The sequence below is a fragment of the Natronospirillum operosum genome, from assembly GCF_004768465.1.
GTDB lineage: Bacteria > Pseudomonadota > Gammaproteobacteria > Pseudomonadales > Natronospirillaceae > Natronospirillum > Natronospirillum operosum.
Genome location: NZ_SRMF01000003.1, coordinates 215929 through 235672 on the forward strand (window position 1 = coordinate 215929; position 19744 = coordinate 235672).

The window sequence follows — 19744 nt, forward strand, 5'->3', positions numbered from 1 at the left end:
AGGAATACCGTTGTGACTGTCGCACTCATAGTTGAGCAGATACTGAATGGTCTCCAGCTCGGCACCATGCTGTTTCTGATGGCCAGCGGTCTGACGCTGGTGTTCGGGGTCATGGGGCTGATCAATCTGGCCCATGGCTCCTTCTACATGGCTGGTGCCTTTGTGACCGCCACTGTTACCGCCACTACCGGCAACTTCTGGCTGGGGTTGTTGGTTGGGGTGCTGGCTGCTGCGGCCATTGGCGTCATTGTCGAGTTTGTCATCATGCGCCGGCTCTATGATCGGGGGCATCTGGATCAGGTACTGGCTACCTTTGCGCTGATCCTGATCTTTTCCGAAGGCACCTACATGATCTTCGGCTCCTCGCCGCTGTTTCTCAGCGTGCCGCAGGAACTGCGCGGGTCAGTCAGCCTGCCCTTTGATATCAGCTATTCCAGATATCGCCTGGCCATTATCGGCATGGGGGTACTGGTGGCGATCGGGCTCTATCTGCTGATCAGCAAGACGCGCCTCGGGATGCGTATCCGGGCCGGTGAGAACGATCGCGAGATGATCGGTGCGCTCGGAGTGGATATCAAGACCCTGTATACCCTGGTGTTTGCGCTGGGCGCCGGTCTGGCTGGCCTGGCCGGTTCGACCATAGGCGCGCTGCAGTCGGTGCGCGTCGGCATGGGTGAGCCGGTACTGATCATGGCCTTCGTGGTGATCGTCATCGGTGGCATCGGCTCCATCAAGGGCGCCCTTGTCGGGGCGCTGCTGGTCGGGCTGGTCGACACCCTGGGACGCATCTTCATGCCGCTGACCCTGGTCAGCTTCATGCCGGCGTCACAGGCCATGAGCATTGGTTCGGCGGTCTCCTCCATGCTGATCTACATCATGATGGCGACCATTCTTGCATTCAGACCACACGGGCTTTTCGGATCAAAATGACTTCATTACAGAACAGATTCAATCCGCAGGCGCTGGCGGCCGGTCTGGTACCACAGTCCCGGGAGCACTGGATCAATGTGCTGCTCGTGGTCGGGCTGGTCGGGGCCGCCATGCTGGCGCACTTTCTGGGCGAGCGCTTCTACGTCAATCTGGCCTCGCGTATCGCCATCATTGCCATGGCCGCCGTGGGTCTGAACCTGGCGCTCGGCTTCGGCGGCATGGTCAGCTTCGGTCATGCCGCCTTCTTTGGTCTGGGCGGCTATGTGGCCGGCATCAGCGCCTATCATGCCTTCAACATGACCCCGGTACTGGGTATCGGTTTCATGCCCGAGGGGTCGACGCAGATGCTGAGCATCTGGCTGGTGACACTGCTGGTATCCGGCCTGCTGGGGCTGGTCATCGGTAAGATCTCGCTGGGCACCTCGGGTGTCTACTTCATCATGATCACGCTGGCCTTTGCGCAGATGATGTACTACTTCGCCAACTCCTGGCCCGCCTATGGCGGCGAGGATGGGCTGCCCATCTATCTGCGCAATGAACTGCCGCTGGTGGATACCAACCACAACCTGACCTTCTTCTTTATCGCGGCCATATTGCTGCTGATCAGTCTGTGGCTGAGCCAGCGCCTGATGGGCTCGCGCTTCGGCGCCGCGCTGACCATGGCGCATCTGAATCCGGTGCGGCTGGCCACGGCCGGTATCGACCCCAGACCGGTCAAGCTGATGGCCTTTGTTATCAGTGCCATGATCGCCGGTCTGGCCGGTGCCCTCTATGCCGACCTGAATCGTTTTGTCGGCACCAACATGCTGAGCTGGCACTTTTCCGGTGAACTGATCGTGATTGTGATTCTGGGCGGTGTCGGACGTCTCTACGGACCGCTGGCCGGGGCCATACTGTTCGTGCTGATGGAAACCTGGCTGGGCGGGGTGACCCAGTACTGGCAGTTCTGGCTCGGTCTGGTGTTGCTGGGCGTGGTGCTGTTCGCGCGCGGCGGTCTGATGGGCTTTCTTGCCGGGAGGTCGAAAGATGTCTGAACCCCTGTTGCAGGTCAAACAATTGAACAAGGCGTTCGGCGCCCTGCAGGCCACCCGGGACGTCTCTCTGGATCTGTATCCGGGCGAGATCCATGCCCTGATAGGGCCCAATGGCGCCGGCAAGTCCACGCTGATCAGCCAGATCACCGGCAATCTGCCGCCCGACAGCGGAGAGATTCTGCTGCAGGGTGAGGATATCACCGGCCTGACTGTCGCCGAGCGGGCGCAACGGGGCCTGGGCCGCAGCTTCCAGATCTCGTCACTGGCCGATGAGCTCAGTGTACGGCGCAATGTGATGATTGCCGTGCAGGCCATTCAGGGCAGTTCGTTCCGCTTCTGGAAACCGGTGAGCAGTGATGCCTCGCTGCTGGAGCCGGTTGCCACCATTCTGGAGCGGCTGGGTCTGAGTGACCGTGCCGGCACCCTGGTTGCGGAACTGTCCCATGGCGAGCGGCGACTGGTCGAGATGGCCTGTGCGCTGGCGCTGCAACCCAGGGCCTTGCTGCTGGATGAACCCATGGCCGGTATGGGGTCGGAGGGTACGGCCCGCATGGTGAAGTTGCTGTCCGAACTGAAGCATGAAGTGCCCATTCTGCTGATCGAGCACGACATGGATGCGGTCTTTCAATTGGCTGATCGGGTGTCCGTGCTGGTGTCCGGTGGTGTGCTGGCCCAGGGCACGGCCGATGAAATCCGCAACCACCCTGCGGTACGAGAAGCCTATCTGGGCGAGGAGACCACCTGATGTCGGAAGCCTTGCTGACAGTAGAGCAGATAGAAAGTTTTTACGGGCCTTCACAGGCGCTGTTCGGGGTGGACCTGCAGGTCAACCATGGCGAACTGGTGGCTCTGATGGGCCGCAACGGCATGGGCAAGAGCACGACCATCCGCTCGGTGTTCGGCCTGACCCCGGCGCGCAGAGGGCGTATTCATTTCCGCGGTCGTGATATCACCCAGCGCAGCGCGCACCGGATTGCCCAGCTCGGTCTGGGCCTGGTACCCGAAGGTCGGCGCTGTTTCCGCAGCCTCACTGTGCGTGAGAATCTGGTGGCCACGGCTCGTCCCGGGCCCTGGGATCTGCAGCGCATAGCGCGTCTGTTCCCGCGTTTGGAAGAGCGCTGGGGACAGTCGGCGCAGACCCTGTCCGGTGGTGAGCAGCAGATGCTGGCCATTGGCCGGGCCCTGATGACCAACCCGCATCTGCTGGTGCTGGATGAAGCCACCGAGGGTCTGGCACCGGTGATCCGGCAGGAAATCTGGCGTGCCATCGGCGAGCTCAAGGAGCAGGGCCTGTCCATCCTGCTGGTCGACAAGTCGCTGCGCGAGCTGATGCCGCTGGCCGATCAGTGTGTGGTGCTGGAAAAGGGCAGAAACGCCTGGACCGGCTTGCCGACGGAGCTGAGCGCCGACCTGCGGGATCGGTATCTGGGTGTCTGAAGAGGGCCATGCCATGACATTTCAGGCCAGTCGACGGGTGCGCTTTGCCCACTGCGACCCGGCGGCCATTGTGTTCTTTCCACGCTATTTCGAGATGATCAACTCGGTGGTGGAAGACTGGTTTTCCGACGTGATCGGGCTGGACTTCAACCGGATGCACCAGCAACTGGGCGTGGGTGTACCCACTGCCAGCCTGCAGACCGATTTCACTGCGCCCAGCCGGCTGGGTGAGGTGCTGGTGTTCAGCCTGACCCCGCAGGAAGTCGGCCGTACCAGCCTGCAACTGATTATAGAAGCGCATTGCGCGGGCGAACTGCGCCTGCGCAATCGTTCCACTCTGGTGTATGTCGACATGACGACCGGCCGTCCCATCGCCTGGCCGGATGATCTGCGCCAACAGTTTACCCAATTGCTCGAGGATTGATTGATGAGTGAAGCCTCACCCCATCAGCCGTCACCGCACCAACTGCTGCACCCCAGTCACTGGAAAGCGGCCAGTGGCTATGCCAATGGTTTCGCTGCCAGCGGACGCCAGGTCTTTATTGGCGGTCAGATCGGCTGGAATGCGCAGCAGGTTTTCGAAACCCGTGATCTGGTGGAGCAGATCCGCCAGACACTGGACAACATCGTCACCATCCTGGCCGAGGCCGATGGCCGCCCGGAGCATCTGGTGCGCCTCACCTGGTATGTGAAGGACAAGCACGAGTACCTGCGCCGTCTACGCGAGGTGGGTGGTGCCTATCGGTCCGTGCTGGGCAAGCATTTTCCGGCCATGACCATGGTACAGGTAGCCGATCTGGTCGAGGACGATGCTCAGGTCGAGATCGAGGCCACGGCCGTTATTCCGGACTGACTGCCGGCCCGAACTCAGGGCCGCTCGCCTTCGTAGGCCTGTTGCAGCAGGGCCAGCACCCCCTCGCGGGTCACCGGCCCGGGGTTGTAGTAGGGGTTGCGGGTGGCCAGCTCCGCAGCTCGTTCCAGATCCCGGGCCTGCAGGCCCAGTGTTGCCAGAGAAGTCGGCGCACCGGTATCGACGGCCAGGTCATGCAGAGTGCCGGGCACGGCCTTGGGGGTGACATCCAGCGCTGCCGCAAGCTGCTGCATGGCCTCAGGGGCATGGCTGGCGTTGTAGGCCGTTGCGTAGGGCAGTATGACACCGTGTACTTCCGCGTGCGGCAGCCCGAAACTGCCGCCCAGGGTATGACAGAGCTTGTGATGCAGGGCCATGCCGACACTGCCCAGCACCACGCCGGCCAGCCAGGCGCCATACAGGCACTGGGTTCGGGCTTCGAGGTTGTCCGGGTCACGCAGCAGGCTGGGCAGATGAGTGGCCAGGGCTCGCGTGCCCTCCACTGCCAGCAGGCTGGTGATGGGGTTGCGGTTCTCGGCATAGAGTCCTTCGACACAGTGCGCCATGGCATTGAGCGCACTGGGTGCCGCGATGCTGCCGGGCAGCGTCCGGCTCAGTTCGGGGTCATAGAGGATGGCCCGGGGCAGCACCTGCAGATCCCGCCCCGTGGTCTTGACGCCGTCGCGTGTGAGGCCCCAGATCGGTGTCGCCTCGGAACCGGCAAAGGTGGTGGGCACCGCAATGCTGGGCAGGCCGGTGTCCAGGGCGATGGCCTTGGCCAGGCCTATGGTCGAACCGCCGCCTATGGCCACACAGCCATCGGCCTGCTGGCGGTGAACCACCTCCAGGGCGGCGTCTGCCGTTGCCGCCGGTACATGCATGGCGGCCTGATCGAATATCCCCACCGCAGCAGAGCCCAGCACCGCCGCAGCCTGTTCGGCCAGCGGGCGCTGATTGGGTGTGCAGATGACCAGCAGGCGCCGCAGCCCCAGTTGCTCGGCCTCGGCTGCCAGCGATCGGATGCAGCCGGCACCGAAACGGACCCGGCCGGGCAGAGCTTCGTAGACAAAGGACAACATGGTGAACTCCTGCGCTTCAGGTCATGGCGCTACCAGTATACGTCATGACAGCGCGCTCTGGACGTCCATGGCCCCCTCGTGCTGGCCCAGAGTCTTGATGATGGAAATCAGCAGCAGGTGCGGGGGCGTGGGGTGCCAGTCCTTGCGCAGTGCCAGCACAATGGTCTGCTGCGGTCCGGGCAGATCGATATCCAGCGCTGTCAGCAGTCCGGAGCGCTGATCATGCCGGATCTGGTAGCTGGACAGCAGGGAAATGCGATCGCTGCCCGCCAGCAACTCGCGCGTGACAATCTGTGAACCGCTTTCCACGGCGCCCTTCAGACTGCCGGGAAAGGGCTGGCCGATCAGCGCCTCGAAGAACTCGCGCGCCGGAGTGCCGCGGCGCGGGATGACCCAGCGATAATCCAGCAGGTCGGCCAACCTCAGCCCCGGCTGAGTGGCCAGCGGATGACCCTGGCGGACCACCAGTGAAAAGGTGGTATTGAACAGCGGCAACTGGGTAATGGTGTCCGTCGGTGGCGGGTCGACCAGGCCCCCGATCATCATGTCGATGTCCCCGCTCAGCAACTGCATCAACAGGTCCTCGTAGGCGCCGTCGATCACACTGATGTGCAATTCCGGCTTGAGTTCGGTCAGGCGGTTGATGGCTTCCGGCAACACATTGGTACGCGCCAGCGGTACCACGCCAATGGCGATGGTGGTGGTATCTTCCCCCGACAGGCTGGCCAGTTCGTCGAAACCCAGTTCGATTTCGCGCAGCGCCAGGCGGGCAAAGCGGGCCAGATTCTCACCCGCCTCGGTCAGCCTCACGCCGGAGCGGGTGGGTTCGAACAGATGCAGGTTGAGATTGCTTTCCAGCTCCCTGGCCGCCTTGTGAATGGCGGGCTGGGATATGCCCAGACTGCGGGCCGCACTGGAATAGGAGGGCGCGCGCTGAATGGCGATCAAGGCCCGCAACTGGGCATTGGTCAGCAACTGGGCCGGGTGCTCTGCCGGGTGCGGGTTGTCCGTCTTTGCAATGCCGGAGCGCAAGGCTTCACGGACCCCCTGCTGCAGCAGATACAGGCAGCGGTTGACCCGTTGCAGAAACAGCTTGCCCTCGTTGGTTGGGGTCAGGCCGGAATGATGACGGCGGAACAGACGGCAGCCTATGGCTTGCTCCAGCTTGGCGATGGCCTGGGTCAGGGCCGACTGGGACAGGAACACCCGTTCGGCCGCTGCGGTGATGCTGTGCAGGGCTGCGACCTCACTGACGGCGCGCAGGTGCCTCATGTTGGGTTGTCTGTCAGTTCTTGCAGTCATGGTTTGGAGCATGCCATGTTATAACCAGAACTAATAGCTTACACCCTAAAACTGAATGGCGATGGACTACAATGATATGAATAATCAAGGCTGAAAAGATCAGGCCGTCAGCAGAATGATAACAATACGGCTTGATCTTGCGGGCAAAAGTCGCCCCACAGCATGCTCTTGGTAGCAGCGCTGACCACTGAGTCATAACAACAATGAGGTGCAACGTCATGCAAAATATGACCAGAACGATAACCGCTATAACCCTGATCGGGGGGTTCGCTGCCGCTGCTCAGGTGCAGGCGCAGGAAGTGACCCTTCGTCTGGCCCACCTCTGGCCTGAGGTTTCAGGTAACCATCAGCGGGTCATGCAGGCCTGGGCCGACCAGATCGAAGAGGAATCCAACGGCCGTATTGCGGTCGAAGTCTATCCGGGTGGCTCTCTGGTACCGCCACCGGACCAGTACGATGCCGTGTCTGATCGCATTGTGGATGTAACGGCCACGGTGCAGGGCTATACCGCCAACCGCTTCCCGCTCACCCAGATCGTCGAACTGCCCGGTGTCAGTGACAGCGGCGCGCATGGCGCCTGCATTCTGCAGAGCCTGTATGACGAAGGACATCTGGATGCAGAGTATGAAGATACTCATCCTCTGTTCATGTTCACCCATGGTCCGGGCATGTTCCATGTGGTCGGCACCGAGATCCGCGAGCCGTCCGACCTGCAGGGCCTGCGCATCCGCCGTCCGACCACGGTAGTGGGCAATATTCTGGAGGAACTGGGTGCCCAGGCTGTCGGCATGCCGGCGCCGGAGAGCTACACCGCCATGCAGCGCGGCGTGATCGATGGGGTCGCTTTGCCCTGGGAAGCCACCATCGGCTTTCGTCTGGCGGAACTGGTCGACTCCCACACGGAAATCGCTGGCATGTATACCCTGTCATTCATCATGACCATGAATCGGGGTGTTTATGAGAGCATGTCCGCCGAGAATCGTGCCGTCATCGACGCCAATTCCGGTCTGGACTGGGCGGTACTGGCGGGCGAAGTCTTTGATGACCTGGATCAGGCCGGTATCGATGATGCGATGGCCAATGATCGTCCCATCAATGTGATCGAGGGTGGTACCTCGCACCCGGACTGGGCGCCGGCAATGGAACGCTCGCTCGAGCGCTACCTGAGCGAAGTGGAAGAGCGCGGTCTGCCGGCGCGTGAGGTCTATGACCGGGCCATGGAGCTGCGCAATACCTGTGACGCCTGATTGATATCAGGGAAACAAACAGTGCCTGCGAGGCACGTCTGAAGGACGCCGGATCGGTACGCTCCCGTAACAGGGAGCCAGCCGTTCCGGCGTCTTCCTGCTGGGGTGGAGGTTTACTCGTGTTCATCATCAACTGGATTCACCGGCTTGCCTGGCTGATTCGGGAAGCCGCTTTTCTGCTCAGTCTGGCCGGTGGCGTGGTGCTGGTTGGGTCCATGCTGACCGTGCTGGCGGACATTGCTGCCCGCACCCTGTTTGGCATGACTCTGGGGGCCATCAATCTGACCTTTCGGGGCAGCTACGAGATCGTGCGCTATGGCCTGCTGCTCAGCATCCTGTATGCCCTGCCATACGCCCTGAAAGACGGGCAGGTGATAGTGGAGCTTTTCACCGAGCGCCTGCCCGAGCGCATCAAGTACTGGATCAGCGGGTTCTACATCCTCTTTTTCGGGCTCTTCGGCTTCATTCTGACCTCGGGCCTGCTGAATTCCATCGAGCGGGCCGCACGATCCGGGCAGACGACTCAGGACCTGGGCATTCCGATGGCCTACATCTACTGGCTGGCCATGGTGGGCACCGTCATGCTGGGCATTCGGGGTTTCTCGGTGGCCTGGGAGTATTTCACCGGCACGGAGACTGAATCATCATGAGTGCGCAGCTGATCGGGTTTCTTTGTATCGCCGGCATGCTGGGCATGATTGCTCTGCGCATGCCCATTGCCATGGCCATGGCCGCTACCGGTTTTATCGGCTTTGGCCTGATTTCCGCCTTTGATCCGGCCCTGACCATACTGCAGCGCAGCGCCATGTCGACGCTGACCAGCTACAGTTTCAGCCCCATCCCAATGTTCATCCTGATGGGGGTGCTGGCCTCCAAGGCCCGCATGTCAGCCGAGCTGTTCCATGGCGCCAAGTCCCTGTTCGGCGCCTGGCGTGGCGGCATGGCGCTGGCGGCGGTGTCGTCCTGTGGTGTGTTCTCGGCCATCTCGGGCTCTTCGCTGGCTACCGCCGCCAGCATGTCCAAGGTGGCGCTGCCGGAAATGCGCGCGCGCGGCTATGCGGATTCGCTGTCGACCGGCACCATTGCTGCCGGCGGCACCCTGGGCATCATGATCCCGCCTTCGATCGCGCTGCTGCTGTACGCGCTGATTACGGAGCAGTCGGTGGGTGACATGTTTATTGCCGGCATTGTGCCCGGCCTGATCGGCCTGGGTCTGTACCTGCTGACCATTGCCATCGTGGTGGCCATCAAGCCGTCGCTGGCCACGCCCGGGGACCCGACCACGCTGAAAGAGAAGCTGGTTGGCCTGAAGGGTCTGGTGCCGTTCACCGGCATCTTCGTGCTGATCATCGGGGGCATCTACACCGGCCTGTTCACACCGACCGAGGCGGCCTCTGTCGGCGCCTTCGGGGCCCTGCTGATTGCGCTGTACCGCGGCATGCGGCTGCGCGAATTCGTGGCGGCGGTCAGAGAGACCCTGGTGATATCGGCCATGATCTTCTTCATGGTCATTGGGGCCGAGATCTTCGGTTATTTCATCAATGTATCGCGAATCTCCTTTGAGCTGGTACAGATTGTCAACGCAATGGAGCTGACGCCGCTGATGGTGCTGATGGCGATTCTGCTGCTCTATCTGCTGCTGGGCATGGTCATGGACAGCATTGCCATGCTGCTGCTGACCGTGCCGGTGGTGTTTCCGCTGGCCATGGCAGCCGGTCTGGATCCGATCTGGTTCGGCATCATTACCGTGATCACGGTGGAACTGGGTCTGATTACGCCGCCCATTGGCATGAATGTGTTCGTGATCAAGTCGGTGGCACCGAAAGACACCAAACTGACGGACATCTTCAAGGGGGTACTGCCCTTCGTGGCGGCAGACGCGGTGCGCCTGGCGCTGATCATCGCCTTCCCGGTGCTGGCGCTGGGCCTGATCAGTTAGATTCTTGTCATGGTTACTCCCGTCTACTACAGCGTCAGCGGAGCTCAGCGCCCGCTGGTGCAGTTGCTGGGGCGCCGCTCCGGGCGCGCATTGCCCACCGGCAATGCGCGGGATCTGGTGGACGGACTCTGGGTGACCTGTGTCGATGTCGGCCGCCCCATGGTGCTGCTGGATGGCAACCTGCTGCCCGGGTCTCTGCCGGAGCCAGAGCCCGACCCTGCTCTGCCGCTGGCGCAGCACCTGCAGGAGCGTCTGGAGCGGGTGCGTCTGCAGACCGGCTATCTGATGGGGCTGGGCGACGTCATGCAGCAGCCGGTGCCCCATATGCTGCTGGTCAGACGATGCGGCCCCGCAATGCTGCTGGTACAGCGCCTTGATCACAGTGGCAGCGCGGTCAGTGCGAGCTTTCTGAACGCAGCGGCGGCTGCCTGTGCACTGGCCTGGCCTGACAGCCTGACCAGTGAACTCCTGGCTCTGAACAGCAGCACCCGCCTGCAGATTCGTGCCGGTCAGAAGCTCTATGCCTTCGGTTTGACTGGCCGGACCGGAGATCCCTCTGAATCCTGACCCCTGTATACAGGAATCGATATATCAGGAAAGTTAAACCTTATTTTACAACCCTGCAGCCCGGCCCCATTCTTTAATGTGCAAATCATAATCAATCAGTACGGGGCAACGCCGCCCTGACTGAGATAAGAACAACAAAGAGGTGAGCGCATGAAAACCGAGAATTCTACCTGTCAGACTGTTCAGCCCCTGGTTCCGCTTTGCCTGCGCCATGCCATCCTGGGTATGGTGGCCGGCACGCTGGCTCTGTCTCTGACTCTGGGCTCTGCCCTGGCCCAGAGCAGCGATCCGATCCGAGTCGGTGCCGTGGCGCCCAAGACCGGCGCGCTCGCCGGGGGTGCTGCGGTCACCTTCTGGCCCAACATCGCCTTGTGGGAACAGGAGGTGAATGCTGATGGCGGCCTGCTGATGGAAGATGGCACTCGGCGTCCGGTGCAGATCATCGAATATGATGACCGCACCGACCCGTCGGAAACCATTCGCTCGGTGCAGCGTCTGGCCAACAATGACAATGCCGATTTCATTATCGCGCCCTATGGCACCGGCCTGGCCCTGGCAGCAGCCCCCATCTTTGATCGTCTGGGCTATCCGATGATCAATGTCAGTGCCATCACCGACCAGGTCGACACCATGACCAGCCGCTATGACGGTGTGTTCTTCACCCTGGGTGAAACCACGCCGTTGGCGCAGGGCATTGCCGAGCAGATGGTGGAGCTGCGTGACGCCGGCGAAGTCGGCAACCGCGTGGCCATGGTCAATGTGGCGGATGCCTTCGGTATCGAACTGGCCCAGGCGGCGGGCGTGATCTTCGAGCAGAACGGCTTCGATGTGGTCTACAACCGCTCCTATCCGCCGACCATTCAGGATGTCAGTCCGGTCATGAGCTCGGTGATCGATGCCAACCCGGATGTCTTTGTGGCCTTCTCCTATCCGCCGGATACGTTTGCTCTGACCGAAGCCGCGCAGATTCAGGATCTGCAGGTGGACGCCTTCTATACTGCGGTGGCCACACCCTTCCCGTCCTATCGTGAGCGCTTTGGTGACAGCATCAATGGCGTCTTCGGTGTGGGTGGTGTCAATCCGGACTCCGAGCGTTTTATCGAGTACGAGCAGGCGCACATCGAAGTGGCTGGTCAGGGCCCCGACTACTGGGCCAGTGCCGTGACCTATGCCAGCCTGGAAGTGTTGGCCCAGGCCATTGAGGGCGTGGGTGCACCGGATCGTGATGCGGTCACCGAGTACATCAAGAACAACCCCTTCGATACCGTGATGGGCGAGTGGGTCTTTGAAGATCAGCGCATCAACAACTACTGGACCGTAGGCCAGTGGCAGGATGGCAAGTTCCATGGCATCCGGGCCACCGGAGACCTGGAAGGCGCAGTCGAGCCCATCCGCAAGGAAGGCTGGTAACCCCCTCAGGTCAAGGTACCCCAGACCTGCCGGCCCGGAGCGCCGGCAGGTCACTCCCCTGATTCGGTATTGAAGTTATGCAGATCTTGATTACAGGCATCCTGCTGGGCGGTGTCTATGCCATCGTGGCGATGGGGCTGTCCCTGCAATATGGTGTGGCCCGCATCATGAACCTGGCCAGTGGCGAAATGCTGGTGGCGGGCGCCTTTGCTGCCTTCTGGGTGGTGATGGCGCACAGTTTCAGCCCTTATGTGGCCCTGCTCTGGGTGGTGCCCGGCGCCTTTGTCTTCAATTGGCTGATCTATCGCTATTTGCTGTTGCCGCTGGTGCGGCGGGCCAAGAGCCGGGGCCAACTGGAAGTCGACAGCATTCTGGTCACCTTCGGTCTGAGTTTCGCGCTGGTCGGCATCTTTCTGATGGTTTTCGGGGGCAGTTTCTTCAACTACTCCTATCTGTCACGGCCAGTCGAATTCATGGGCAGCCGGTACGGGCTGAACCGGGTCGTGGCATTCTGGATCGCGGTCGCCATCTGTGCCGCCCTCTGGTACTGGATTCACTATACCCGCTCCGGCATGGCCATTCGCGCCGTGTCGGTGGACCCGGTGTCGGCGGGCCTGGTGGCTATCGATGTGCCCCGCATGTCGACCTTTGCCTTTGCGCTGGGGGGTGCTGTTGCAGCCTCCGGCGGGGTGCTGCTCAGCACCTTCCTGACCTTTGATGCCTCGGTCGGCATCGTGTTCACGATGAAGGCACTGATCATCGTCATCATGGGCGGCGTCGGGGACATGCGAGGGGCCATCGTGGCAGCATTGGTGCTGGGCATGACGGAAACCGTGGTGGCGCGCCTGGTTGATCCGGGGCTGACACTGGCCTCGGCCTATCTGCTGTTTGTTCTGGTGCTGCTCTTCCGGCCCCAGGGTCTGTTCGGGAGAAGTACAACATGACGCGCAAAGAAGTCATCTACGCTGTGCTGGTACTGGCCGCCTTTGCGGTGCTGGCCTTCATTCCCTCGCTGCCCAACAGCGCGGCCGTGCTGTCACTGGTAATTCCGATCACCATGTACACCGTACTGGCGACCTCCTGGGCGCTGTTCTCCGGACCGACCCACTATATATCGCTGGCCACAGCCGCCTTCTACGGGGTGGGCGCCTACATGATGGCGCCGGCGCTGGAGGTCATGCCCTACTGGATGGTACTGCCGATTGCAGCGCTCAGTGGCGCCCTGCTGGCGGCCCTGGTCGGGGCCATGACGTTGCGCCTGTCCGGCGTCTACTTCGTTATCTTCACGCTGGGTCTGGCGGAGATGGTCCGCCAGGTCATCACCTGGTACCAGAACAATTTTGCCGGCACCCGGGGCAACTATGTGTTCGTCGACATCAATGATGCCCAGATCTACTGGCAACTGCTGGCGCTGGCCTTGCTGGTCTATCTGGTGGGCTGGCTGATCAATCGCTCGCGCCTGGGCTTTGCCATCCGCATCATCGGCAATGATGAACTGGTGGCCCGCCACAGCGGCATTAACACGGCGCGTGCCAAGATCCTGCTGTTCATGGTATCCGGGGCCTTCGCCGCCGTGGTGGGCGCCGTGATGACACCCCGCTTCGTCTATATCGAGCCGGCCATGGCGTTCAACCCCGAGGTGTCGTTTCTGGTGGTGATCATGGCTCTGCTGGGCGGTGTACATCGTCTTTGGGGACCCCTGGTCGGCGCCATTCCCTTCGCGTTGACCTGGGAAGTCATCGCCTCCAATTTCCCCGCGCAGACAGTATTGCTGATGGGTATCGCCTTCCTGCTGGTGGTCTACTACATCCCCAGCGGCGTCGCCGGCATCATGGAGAAGGTCTATTTCCGGGCACGGCAGCAGCGCCGGGAGGTGAGCCATGGATAACAGAGTCCGGGTGCTGGAAGTGCGCAATGTGACCCGCCGCTTCGGCGGCCTGGTGGCGGTGAATGACATGAGCTTCGATGTGCACGAGCAGGAAGTCATGGGCCTGATCGGGCCCAACGGCTCGGGCAAGACCACCATGATGAATCTGATCTCCGGCGCCCTGCGCGTCTCCGGCGGTGACATCATGATGGACGATCAACTGATCTCGGACATGCCGGCGCGGCATATCGCCCGTGCCGGGGTGGCCAGAACCTTTCAACTGGTGCGCATGCTGCCCACCATGACGGCGCTGGAAAATGTCATGGCCGGGGCTGTGTTCGGCCACAAGAAACTCTGGGGCCGGGCTCTGCAGGTCCACGCAATGCGGCAGCTGGAACGCGTCGGCATGGGCACCTCGGCGCATCTGCCCACCTCCGCGCTGACCTACATTGATCAGAAGCGGGTGGAACTGGCGCGGGCGCTGGCCGCCAATCCGCGCATCATTCTGCTCGACGAATGGCTGGCCGGCCTGAACCCGACCGAGCTGCGTACCGGCATCGAACTGATTGCCGACCTGCGCGCCGAAGGGCGCACCATCATTCTGGTCGAGCACGTCATGGACGCCATCCGCAGCCTGTGTGATCGCTGCGTGGTAATGAACACCGGACGCAAGATCGCCGAGGGCACACCGGCCGAGGTGCTGTCCGATGACGAGGTGATCCGTGCCTATCTGGGGGATGACGATGACTGAGCACAGACCGGCGGACACTCAGGGTGAACTGAAAGCGGACGGGCTGACCGTGTTCTACGGCCAGCATCAGGCCCTTGATCATGCCTCGCTGCGCGTTCGCGCCGGCGAGATTGTGGTCATTCTCGGCGCCAACGGTGCCGGCAAGAGTACGTTGCTGCAGACCATAGCCGGGCTGGTGCCGCGCAGCAGCGGTTCGGTGCGGCTTGGCGAGCGCGTGATCGGCACGCTGAAATCTCACCAGGTGGTGGAGTCGGGCCTGGCTCTGGTACCGGAAGGGCGCGGCATCTTCGGTGAACTGTCGGTGGAGGACAACCTGCGCCTGGGTGCCTACGCGCGCCGCGCCAGAGGGTCCGAGCAGGAGAATCTGGAGCGGGTCTACAGCCTGTTTCCGCGCCTTGCCGAGCGCCGCCGCCAGATCGCTCGCACCATGAGCGGGGGTGAGCAGCAGATGGTGGCGATTGGCCGCGCGATGATGTCCAACCCGACCATTCTGATGCTGGATGAACCCTCGCTCGGGCTGTCGCCCCTGCTGGCCAAGGATGTGTTCCGTACCCTGGCCGAGGTGCGCAAGACCGGGCTGGGTATTCTGCTGGTGGAGCAGAATGCCAAGCAGAGTCTGGCTATCGCCGATCGTGGTTATCTGATCGAGACCGGACAGATTGTGGCCGAAAATTCGGCTCAGGCACTGATGAATGACCCGGCCGTGCAGCGCGCCTACCTGGGCGGTGCGGCGGAAGCACCGGCAGCCCCGACAGCAAAAGCACCACCGACCCCGACCCGGGCGACTGCGGCAACAGCGCAGCAGACAGCGGCGCCTGCCGCGCACAGTGAAGTGTCCTTCGCGCAGCCGGCGCCGCGCACGGTTGATCGGGTCAGTGTGCAGCAGGTAGCCGGGCAGAGTGTCGAGGACCTGATCGCCAGTGCGGAAGCCCGCCAGCGCCAGGCCTGGACCAGCGCCGCCGGACCGAATTCCGACGCCACCGCTGCCGGCAGTGCTGCGCCAGCCAGCACGGGTGCGCTGGATGACATGCTGCGCCGTATGGAGAACGCCGCCCGCACCGCCAGCACAGCGTCTGCCCGGCCACCGGCCGCACCGGCAATGCCGACCCGGGAGCGGTCACAGCAGGCAACCCCCGACGACCGGAAACCGGAAATCGAGGTATACCGAAGGCCGCAGCTCGAGATCTATCGCCGCGAAGATGACGGCGACGCGCAGGGCGAACTGAAACTGATCAGCAAACACAGGGTATAAGCCATGCACCAGTTCAAGGGTCTGTATATTGGCGGTGAGTGGACACCCACTGACCGCACCTTCGATGACTTCAATCCGTCCAACGACCAGCTATGGGCGCGCGTGCCGGAAGCCGGACTGAGCGAGACCCGGGCCGCCATTCAGGCCGCTCAGCAAGCGCAGTCCGACTGGGCCGCGCGGCCCTACAGTGAACGCGCCCACTACATGCTCAAGGTGGCGGAAGCCTTCGAACGCAACCGCGACCGTATCGTCAAGGCCATTCAGGCCGAAGGCGGCGGCTGGTTCGGCAAGGGCATGTTCGAGACCGGCTATGTGCCCGGTGTCTTCCGTGCCGCTGCCGCCTCCAACTATGCCGCCATCGGTGAAGTCATGCCGTCCGACTACGGCAAGCTGTCCATGGCCATCCGCCAGCCCATGGGGGTGGTGACGGTGATCAGCCCGTGGAACTTTCCGCTCATTCTGACCGCGCGCGGTCTGGCTTTCCCTTGTGCGGCCGGCAACACCATAGTGCTCAAGCCGTCCGAGGAAACGCCCTATCTCGGTGGTCTGCTGTTTGCCGAGATGTTCGAGGAAGCCGGCGTACCGCCCGGGGTACTGAACGTGGTGACCTGTTCCCGCGACGCGGTGCAGACTGTGGGCAACGAACTGGTCGAGCATCCGCTGGTCAAGGGCATTTCCTTTACCGGCTCGACGCCGGTGGGACGCCAGATAGCAGCCCGCGCCGGGGCCAACCTGAAAAAGGCCTGTGTCGAACTGGGCGGCAAGGACTCGCTGATCGTGCTGGAAGATGCCGATTTGGAGCGTGCCACCCAGGCGGCCAACTTTGGCAGCTTCATGCACCAGGGGCAGATCTGCATGTCGGTGGAGAAGGTGCTGGTGCACGAATCCATCTTCGACGAGTTTCTGGACCGCTTTGTGGCCCGGGCGTCGAAACTGCGCATGGGCGATACCACTGATGACCCGGAAGCCATTATCGGCCCGCTGATCAATGACCGTCAGGCCCAGCGGGTGCGGGAACAGATCGAGGATGCCATCGCCAAGGGAGCCCGTGTGGTGCTCGGCGGGGGCGTCAAGGGCCGCTTTGTGGAGCCCACCATCATGACCGGGGTCACGCCGGACATGAAGCTGTATCAGGACGAGACCTTCGGACCCGTGGTGCCGGTGATCCCGTTCAGCACCGACGAAGAAGCCATCGCCATTGCCAACGATACCGAATACGGGCTCTCATCCGGTGTGATGACGCGCGACGAGGAGCGGGCGCTGCGTATTGCCCGACGCCTCGAGACCGGCATGTGCCACGTGAACTGCTCGTCGGTCAACGACGAGCCCCATGTGCCCTTCGGCGGGGCCAAGGCCTCGGGTCAGGGCAACCACGGGGGCCGCTGGTCGGTGGAAACCTTTACCCAGACACGCTGGGTCACACTGGAACGGGGCGGTCGTCATTTTCCGCCCATGTTCTGACCGCCCACGTACTGATTCGAGCCGGAGAGCTGTACATGAGTGCCATTCATCCGCAACACCTGCTGCAGGGCAAGACCATCGTCGTCACCGGCTGTGCCTCGGGCATCGGCCTGGAAACGGCGCGGCTGGTCAAGTATCTGGGCGGTGACGTCCTGGGCGTGGATGTCCACAAGACCACCCGCTATGTGGACGAGCTGTATCGTGCCGACCTGTCGGATCGCAACGTCATCGATGCCCTGGTCGAGGCCCTGCCCAATGCAATCGACGGTCTGGCCAATATCGCCGGGCTGCCGCCCACGGCACCGGCAGCCCAGGTGCTGAAGGTCAATCTGGTGGGGCTGCGGTATCTGACCGAAAGCCTGATTCCCAAGCTGGCCAACGGCGCTTCCATCGTCAATCTGGCCTCGCTGGCGGGCATGGGCTGGCCGGAGTCGGTAGCCAGCATTCGCGCTGCCGAGACACTGGATTTCGATCAGGTGGAAGACTTCGTGCGCCTGCATGGTGTGGGCAATGAAGGCGGCCGCTCCTACTTTTTCAGCAAGGAGGCGCTGATCGCCTGGACCATGAAGAACCGCTGGACCTGGCGTGAACGCGGCATCCGCATGAATGCGGTCAGCCCCGGCCCCGTGGACACCCCCATTCTGGGCGATTTTATCGAGACTCTGGGCGAACGGGCCGCGCAGGACATGGCCGTAATGGACCGACCCGGGCGACCGGAAGACATTGCGCCGGTGGTGGCCTTTCTGCTGTCGGATCTGTCGACCTGGATTCGGGGCACGAATCTGCCGGCAGATGGTGGCATGGCCTCGCATCTGCTTGGTGAAACACATGGTCTGTAACCCACGGACAGAACAACCAGAACAATAACTGCTTGCAAGCTGGAGAAACCGTATGGCTAATTTGGGAGTTTGGTTGATAGTCGGCCTGATCGCTGTGGTGATTGCAGTGATCATACTGGCCAACTTCTATCAGCGGGGCACGCGCGAGGTCAGCCTGGTTCGCACCGGGGTGGGTGGTCGCAAGGTGGTGCTCGACGGTGGCGTGCTGGCGGTACCGTATTTCCATGATGTGGCCCGGGTCAACATGCAGACCCTGCGCCTGGAGGTCAAGCGCGAGGGCAACGCCTCGCTGATCACCCGTGACCGCCTGCGGGTCGATGTCGGTGTCGAGTTCTATGTGTCGGTGCTGGCCACGCGCGACGGTGTGGCGCAGGCGGCGCAAACACTGGGCAACCGAACCTTTCAGGCCGACCGCCTGCGCGAACTGATCGAAGGCAAGCTGGTCGACGCGCTGCGCTCGGTAGCGGCCACCTTCACCATGGATGAGCTGCATGAAAAACGCGGCGAGTTCGTCAGCCTGGTGCGTGACCAACTGGTGCCGTCACTGGAACGCAATGGCCTGGCTCTGGATTCGGTCTCCCTGACCGACATGGACCAGACCCCGTTCGGCGCCCTGGATGAAAACAATGCCTTCAATGCCGAGGGTATGCGCAAGCTGGCCGAAGTGATTGCCCGCTCGCGGAAGGATCGCGCCAATATCGATGCCGACGCGGATGTTTCGGTGCGCCGGTCCGCCCTCGAAGTGGCCAAGCGCAAGCTGGATCTGGACTATGAAGAAGAGCAGGCGCGCATCGATCAGGTGCAGAAGATAGAAACCCTGAAAGCCGCGCAGATGGCTGAAGTGGCCGCCCGCAAGGCCGACAGCGAGAAGGCGGCGGCGCAGGCGCGTATCGATATGGAGAGTGCCATCCGCTCTGCCGACATTGCACGTGAACAGCGGTTGCGCGAGGCCGAGATCGAGCGTGATCGCCTGCTGGAAGCCGCCGAACTGAAACGTCAGCTGGCGCTTGAACTGCTACAGCAGGACAGAGACATCCAGTTGCACGAGAAATCACGCGAGGAACGGCAGGCCGAGGCGCTGGCCGAGGAAGCCCGCGCTCTGGTGGTCAAGGCCATGGAAACCGTGGCCACCGAGAAAGCCCTGGCGGAAGCCGAGCGGCGCAAGCGGGTGGCCGAAGTCAACGCGGAGCAGGAAGCCGGGGTGTCCGGTATCCGCATCCGCCGTGCCGCCGAAGCCGAGAAGGCAGCCGCTGCCGATCGGGCACAGGCCCGCCTCGAGCAGGCCCGCGGCGAGCAGGAAGCCCGCACCCTGGCGTCTGAAGCTGCGCGCCAGGAGGCCCTGGCCGCAGCTGAGGGACGCAAGGCCATGGTGGAAGCCGAGAACACCATGAACGAACGCATGGCGGCCTACAACACCGAGAAGGCGCGCCTGGAAGCCATGCCGAAGATTGTCGCCGAAATGGTCAGGCCGGCCGAGAAGATCGACTCCATCCGCATCCACCAGATCAATGGCCTGGCCCAGCGGGGCGATGCTCCCGTGGGCAGCCGCGAGGCGCGGCCGGTGGTCAATCAGGCCCTCGACAGCATCATGGACATGGCCGTGCAGCTACCCGCCCTGCGGCGTCTGGGTGAGGAACTGGGCCTGAGCATGGATTCAGGGCTGGATGCATTGCGCGGTGACGATGCCGAAGACGACAGCAGTGCAAAGGCGCAAACCGGCGGGAAAAAACGCCGCCCCAGCGGAGAGGGCTGAGCAGTGAGAACAGAGTTGCCGATGAT

General features: G+C 62.5%; 20 protein-coding genes. 18 read left to right on the top strand and 2 right to left on the bottom strand.

Annotated elements, in window-relative coordinates; genetic code table 11:
* Positions 1–12: 12 nt before the first annotated feature.
* From E4656_RS09950 to E4656_RS09975, 6 genes are read left to right on the top strand one after another with little or no spacing between them, the layout of a single operon-like run.
* Positions 13–930: a branched-chain amino acid ABC transporter permease gene (locus E4656_RS09950; protein WP_135483076.1), complete on the top strand. Its 918-nt coding sequence runs from the start codon at positions 13–15 to the stop codon at positions 928–930.
* Positions 927–1964, top strand: a complete 1038-nt coding sequence (locus tag E4656_RS09955; RefSeq protein WP_135483077.1) for a branched-chain amino acid ABC transporter permease — start codon at positions 927–929, stop codon at positions 1962–1964. The genes E4656_RS09950 and E4656_RS09955 overlap by 4 nt, the downstream gene beginning before the upstream one ends.
* Entirely contained in the window at positions 1957–2709 is a 753-nt protein-coding gene (locus E4656_RS09960) for an ABC transporter ATP-binding protein (protein WP_135483078.1), read from the top strand. Before E4656_RS09955 ends, E4656_RS09960 begins: the two co-directional genes overlap by 8 nt.
* On the top strand, positions 2709–3401 hold the full coding sequence (locus E4656_RS09965; RefSeq protein WP_240753955.1) for an ABC transporter ATP-binding protein: 693 nt from the start codon (positions 2709–2711) through the stop codon (positions 3399–3401). The genes E4656_RS09960 and E4656_RS09965 overlap by 1 nt, the downstream gene beginning before the upstream one ends.
* A gap of 13 nt (positions 3402–3414) precedes the next feature.
* A complete protein-coding gene (locus E4656_RS09970) occupies positions 3415–3825 on the top strand; it encodes an acyl-CoA thioesterase (RefSeq protein ID WP_135483079.1) in 411 nt (136 codons plus the stop codon).
* A 3-nt stretch (positions 3826–3828) separates the two neighbouring features.
* A complete protein-coding gene (locus tag E4656_RS09975) occupies positions 3829–4254 on the top strand; it encodes a RidA family protein (protein WP_135483080.1) in 426 nt (141 codons plus the stop codon).
* A 14-nt stretch (positions 4255–4268) separates the two neighbouring features.
* Here E4656_RS09975 and E4656_RS09980 read toward each other — a convergent pair whose 3' ends face one another.
* The gene (locus E4656_RS09980) at positions 4269–5330 is read right to left on the bottom strand and encodes a maleylacetate reductase (RefSeq protein ID WP_135483081.1); all 1062 of its coding nucleotides are present in this window, start codon (positions 5328–5330) and stop codon (positions 4269–4271) included.
* Between the two features lie 42 nt (positions 5331–5372).
* The gene (locus E4656_RS09985) at positions 5373–6602 is read right to left on the bottom strand and encodes a LysR family transcriptional regulator (RefSeq protein ID WP_167856016.1); all 1230 of its coding nucleotides are present in this window, start codon (positions 6600–6602) and stop codon (positions 5373–5375) included.
* Positions 6603–6850: 248 nt separating this feature from the next.
* Between E4656_RS09985 and E4656_RS09990 the strand changes: the two genes are divergently transcribed.
* The 12 genes from E4656_RS09990 to E4656_RS10045 all read left to right on the top strand — a co-directional run bounded on the left by E4656_RS09990 (position 6851) and on the right by E4656_RS10045 (position 19718).
* Positions 6851–7879, top strand: coding sequence for a TRAP transporter substrate-binding protein (locus E4656_RS09990; RefSeq protein WP_240753956.1), 1029 nt, complete (start codon positions 6851–6853; stop codon positions 7877–7879).
* A gap of 119 nt (positions 7880–7998) precedes the next feature.
* Positions 7999–8529 carry a TRAP transporter small permease gene (locus tag E4656_RS09995; protein ID WP_135483083.1) on the top strand — a complete coding sequence of 177 codons (531 nt, stop codon included), beginning with the start codon at positions 7999–8001 and terminating at the stop codon, positions 8527–8529.
* The gene (locus E4656_RS10000; protein ID WP_135483084.1) at positions 8526–9818 is read left to right on the top strand and encodes a TRAP transporter large permease; all 1293 of its coding nucleotides are present in this window, start codon (positions 8526–8528) and stop codon (positions 9816–9818) included. The genes E4656_RS09995 and E4656_RS10000 overlap by 4 nt, the downstream gene beginning before the upstream one ends.
* A gap of 9 nt (positions 9819–9827) precedes the next feature.
* Positions 9828–10385: a 2-methylaconitate cis-trans isomerase PrpF family protein gene (locus E4656_RS10005; protein WP_135483085.1), complete on the top strand. Its 558-nt coding sequence runs from the start codon at positions 9828–9830 to the stop codon at positions 10383–10385.
* A 150-nt stretch (positions 10386–10535) separates the two neighbouring features.
* The gene (locus E4656_RS10010; RefSeq protein ID WP_205849162.1) at positions 10536–11795 is read left to right on the top strand and encodes an amino acid ABC transporter substrate-binding protein; all 1260 of its coding nucleotides are present in this window, start codon (positions 10536–10538) and stop codon (positions 11793–11795) included.
* A gap of 77 nt (positions 11796–11872) precedes the next feature.
* On the top strand, positions 11873–12739 hold the full coding sequence (locus E4656_RS10015) for a branched-chain amino acid ABC transporter permease (protein ID WP_135483086.1): 867 nt from the start codon (positions 11873–11875) through the stop codon (positions 12737–12739).
* Positions 12736–13683: a branched-chain amino acid ABC transporter permease gene (locus E4656_RS10020; protein WP_135483087.1), complete on the top strand. Its 948-nt coding sequence runs from the start codon at positions 12736–12738 to the stop codon at positions 13681–13683. Before E4656_RS10015 ends, E4656_RS10020 begins: the two co-directional genes overlap by 4 nt.
* Positions 13676–14413, top strand: coding sequence for an ABC transporter ATP-binding protein (locus tag E4656_RS10025; RefSeq protein ID WP_135483088.1), 738 nt, complete (start codon positions 13676–13678; stop codon positions 14411–14413). The genes E4656_RS10020 and E4656_RS10025 overlap by 8 nt, the downstream gene beginning before the upstream one ends.
* Positions 14406–15665: an ABC transporter ATP-binding protein gene (locus E4656_RS20825; protein ID WP_135483089.1), complete on the top strand. Its 1260-nt coding sequence runs from the start codon at positions 14406–14408 to the stop codon at positions 15663–15665. Before E4656_RS10025 ends, E4656_RS20825 begins: the two co-directional genes overlap by 8 nt.
* A 3-nt stretch (positions 15666–15668) precedes the next feature.
* A complete protein-coding gene (locus tag E4656_RS10035) occupies positions 15669–17126 on the top strand; it encodes an aldehyde dehydrogenase family protein (protein WP_135483090.1) in 1458 nt (485 codons plus the stop codon).
* Between the two features lie 35 nt (positions 17127–17161).
* The gene (locus E4656_RS10040; protein WP_135483091.1) at positions 17162–17965 is read left to right on the top strand and encodes a coniferyl-alcohol dehydrogenase; all 804 of its coding nucleotides are present in this window, start codon (positions 17162–17164) and stop codon (positions 17963–17965) included.
* Between the two features lie 52 nt (positions 17966–18017).
* A complete protein-coding gene (locus E4656_RS10045) occupies positions 18018–19718 on the top strand; it encodes a flotillin family protein (protein ID WP_135483092.1) in 1701 nt (566 codons plus the stop codon).
* The last annotated feature ends 26 nt before the right edge of the window (positions 19719–19744 follow it).